The organism is Streptococcus mitis (assembly GCF_047464035.1).
GTDB classification, from domain to species: domain Bacteria; phylum Bacillota; class Bacilli; order Lactobacillales; family Streptococcaceae; genus Streptococcus; species Streptococcus mitis_DX.
Map to the genome: position 1 here is coordinate 1 of NZ_JASHCQ010000044.1, position 3,588 is coordinate 3,588.

General features: G+C 40.9%; 4 protein-coding genes. All 4 read right to left on the minus strand.

Features of this window, described 5'->3' with window-relative positions; all coding sequences use genetic code 11:
- Positions 1 to 181: 181 nt before the first annotated feature.
- On the minus strand, positions 182 to 940 hold the full coding sequence (tpiA, locus tag QM818_RS08920) for a triose-phosphate isomerase (RefSeq protein ID WP_000087893.1): 759 nt from the start codon (positions 938 to 940) through the stop codon (positions 182 to 184).
- Between the two features lie 97 nt (positions 941 to 1,037).
- The gene (locus QM818_RS08925; protein ID WP_261228800.1) at positions 1,038 to 1,715 is read right to left on the minus strand and encodes a DnaD domain-containing protein; all 678 of its coding nucleotides are present in this window, start codon (positions 1,713 to 1,715) and stop codon (positions 1,038 to 1,040) included.
- Positions 1,716 to 1,723: 8 nt separating this feature from the next.
- Positions 1,724 to 2,668, minus strand: a complete 945-nt coding sequence (gene metA / locus QM818_RS08930; protein ID WP_261228799.1) for a homoserine O-acetyltransferase MetA — start codon at positions 2,666 to 2,668, stop codon at positions 1,724 to 1,726.
- Positions 2,669 to 2,850: 182 nt separating this feature from the next.
- The gene (locus QM818_RS08935; protein WP_001049318.1) at positions 2,851 to 3,363 is read right to left on the minus strand and encodes an adenine phosphoribosyltransferase; all 513 of its coding nucleotides are present in this window, start codon (positions 3,361 to 3,363) and stop codon (positions 2,851 to 2,853) included.
- Positions 3,364 to 3,588 lie beyond the last annotated feature (225 nt).

Below are 3,588 nucleotides of genomic sequence, written 5' to 3' on the forward strand. Positions count from 1 at the left end.
GTTTTCGGAACTTTGAAAACTTCAAAAAACGGATTTTTATCGCTCTGAATATCAAAAAAGAAAGGACGAATTTCGTCCTTTCTCGATCTTAGCTTTTCTTCAACCCACTACAGTTGACAAAGAGCCAAAAAATGGAACAGACATCTGAATGCTGTTCCACCTAGCTTTTGCTACTTACTAATTATTTTACAAAGTCAAGCAAAGCCAAGAAGCTTTCTGCTTCAAGTGACGCACCACCTACAAGGGCACCGTCAACGTCTGGGCAAGCCATGTATGAAGCAACGTTTTCAGGTTTAACAGAACCACCGTATTGAACACGAACTTTGTCCGCAACTTCTTGACCGAAGTCAGCAGCTACAACGTCACGAACAACTTTACACATTTTTTGTGCGTCGTCTTGTGAAGCTGATTTACCAGTACCGATAGCCCAGATTGGCTCATAAGCGATAACTGATGCAGCAACTTGTTCAGCAGTCAATCCAGCCAATGCAGCAGATACTTGAGCACCTACGAATTCAGCAGCTTTACCAGCTTCATAAGTTTCAAGTGATTCACCACAACAGATGATTGGAAGCATGCCGTTTGCAAAGATTGCTTTTGCTTTTTTGTTGATATCTTCGTCAGTTTCATGGAAGTAGTCACGGCGTTCTGAGTGACCGATAACAACGTAGTCAGTACCGATTTCTTTCAAAACTTGTGGGCTAGTTTCACCAGTGAAAGCACCTGCATTTTCAAAATAGCAGTTTTGAGCAGCAACTTTAAGGTTTGAACCTTTTGCAGCAGCAAGAACAGTTGTCAAATCAAGAGCTGGAGCAGCGATACCTGCTTCAACAAGATCTGATGAAGGAAGTTTTGATGCAACTGCTTCAACAAATGCTTTAGCTTCTTCTGGATTTTTGTTCATTTTCCAGTTACCAGCGATAAATGGTTTACGTGACATTTCACATACCTCTTTTTTCAATTTATTTTCTATTTATTTTATCACAATTAGACACAGCTTGCAAATCTTACTCGGATTTCAAGCCTGCTTACATGGATTAATCCTTCCAGAGATCCATAGCATTTCTGAAATCTGCCGATACCTGTGTCAACTGAGGATTGCTTGTTTCTCTTTCTGCCCGCTTAGCCTCGATTTGAGCCACACTTTTGATCCCTTCATGGCGCCAGTTTCTCAAAATCGCCTGAATGTACTTCCAGTTTGGTTTTCCATTCAAAACAGCTTCACGAAGAGACTCCTTAATCAAGTCAGCACTGGTTCCATCTTCCTTTAGCGTCTTGGTCAAATCCTCGATTTCAAAAGGCGTCAACAAGCGTCCCAGCTCCTGCTGGAAGGTTTCCACCAAATCCTTAAGCTGGTTTTGAGGGGGCAACTGGTCTGAACTCGAAGAGCTAGCTCCAAGCAAGTCATCCAAACGTTCCAAGGCTAGACTAGCATCAAAGAGCAATTCAATTTCACCATTTAATTCGATAGTACGGTACTGAAGCAGTCCCCTCTCCGTCAGATTAGAGATGGACTGGTTGACATCCGAAATTTCCTTGCCAATCCTTTCAGCAATCTGGCTTGGTGACATTTCTTCTAAGCCTGTCGTATTTTGCAAATAGAAAAATTGCCAGACCAGAAAATCATCGCTGGAAGGAAAGAGTTCCTTAAAATGCAAGAGAAGGGCACTCGGTAAAACCAAGTTCCCTGATTTAAAAGCGTCTAAATATGTCATAATTCCTCTTATAAATACCCAAATGCGGATGCATCATCTTCTATTTTTCTCCAGTCAAAAGGGGTCTCTTGATAGACCGCATAATTCACCCAGTTACTGAAAAAGAGGGCTGCTGATGAAGACCAACAAAGACAAGGTGTCTGATTGACATCATCATCCTTAAAGTAATTTTCTGGAATATGTGGGTCTAAACCTGCATCACGATCCCTAAAATACTCTTTTGCCAAAGTATCACGGTCATATTCCAAATGCCCAAAACTATAAATTTCTCGTAAATCACGACTGGCCAAAATCGAAACCCCAACCTGAGGCCCTTCTGATAAAATCTCGAGATTGGTTTTATTTAAGACCTCTTCCTTAGAAATCTCCGTGTGCCGAGAATGAGGGGATACGTAGCTATCGTCAAAGCCTCTAAAGAGAAGGTGCCCTTCTTTTAAAGTGTCCTGAGGATAGATACCCGATAACTTACTGTCCATCTGGTATTTTTCCACTCCATATCGCAGATAGAGTCCGGCCTGAGCACCCCAACAGATATGAAGGGTCGAATAGACATGGGTCTTGGACCACTCAAGTACCTGACTGAATTCCTCCCAATAGTCCACTTCCTCAAATGGTAAATGCTCAACTGGGGCTCCAGTAATAATCATACCATCAAAATACTCATCCTTAACTTCGGGAAAAGTTTTATAAAAAGTCTCCATATGCTCTGCACGAGTTGTTTTGGAACGGTGGCTCTCCATATAGAGAAAGTCTATGTCCAATTGCAAAGGAGTGTTTGCTAAATGCCGTAACAACTGGGTCTCTGTGACCACTTTTTTGGGCATTAGGTTTAAAATCAAAATTTTCAAGGGACGGATATCTTGATGGGCCGCACGTTGATCATCCATGACAAAGATATTCTCTGTCCGTAAAATCTCAACAGCTGGTAATTTTTTATCAATTCGAATCGGCATAACCCTCTCCTAACTGTACTCTTTCAGGAATAATTGCATATGTTTGAAGCCAAATCTCAAACACCTAGTCCTTTTATTATACTGCAAGAAGATATAGTTTTCAATTATAGTTTTTCTCTAACTAGCTATAGTCTATTTTTATATCCTAATGTAGAGAAAACAGCCCTAGGGACTGTTTTTGATTAATAATGCATCAGAACTTTGTAATCGTAGTCACCGATTTTTTCACGGCCGTTCAATTCATCCAATTCAACAAGGAAGGCACAACCTGCTACAACACCACCAAGTTTTTCAATCATCTCGATGGTTGCCTTAACAGTTCCACCTGTTGCCAAGAGGTCATCTACGATAAGAACACGTTGACCTGGCTTAATGGCGTCAGCATGCATAGTCAAGGTATCAACTCCGTACTCTTTTTCATAGTCAGCAGAAATGACTTCACGTGGCAATTTCCCTGGCTTACGAACAGGCGCAAAACCAATTCCCAACTCAAAAGCAACTGGACAGCCCACGATAAAACCACGAGCTTCAGGCCCTACGATCATATCGATTTTCTTGTCAGTAGCGTACTGAACGATTTCACGAACAGCGTAACTATAAGCATTCCCATCAGCCATCAAAGGACTGATATCACGGAAGGTAATGCCTTCCTTAGGATAATTTTCAATTGTTGCAATGTAATCTTTTAAATTCATCTTTTTCTTTCTTTCAAAGTTTTTTACTCTCTATTATACCATATTTTCTCCGAAAGAAGAAAGCATAATCATTATTTCCTCTCTGAGATCCTAATTTCCGTAACTTCTCAAAGTAACTTCCACCTCTCTCCCAAAACTGGAAGTTAGTCTCAGACGACGAATGATGCTAGAATTAAGTCTGAGACTTTTCGTAAGGAGGCACCTCATGACGAAAAAACAAAAACA

Coding starts and splice junctions, on each gene's coding strand:
- QM818_RS08925 (WP_261228800.1), bottom strand. CDS start 1,715: ATGACATATTTAGACGCTTTTAAATCAGGGAACTTGGTTTTACCGAGT.
- QM818_RS08935 (WP_001049318.1), bottom strand. CDS start 3,363: ATGAATTTAAAAGATTACATTGCAACAATTGAAAATTATCCTAAGGAA.
- metA (WP_261228799.1), bottom strand. CDS start 2,668: ATGCCGATTCGAATTGATAAAAAATTACCAGCTGTTGAGATTTTACGG.
- tpiA (WP_000087893.1), bottom strand. CDS start 940: ATGTCACGTAAACCATTTATCGCTGGTAACTGGAAAATGAACAAAAAT.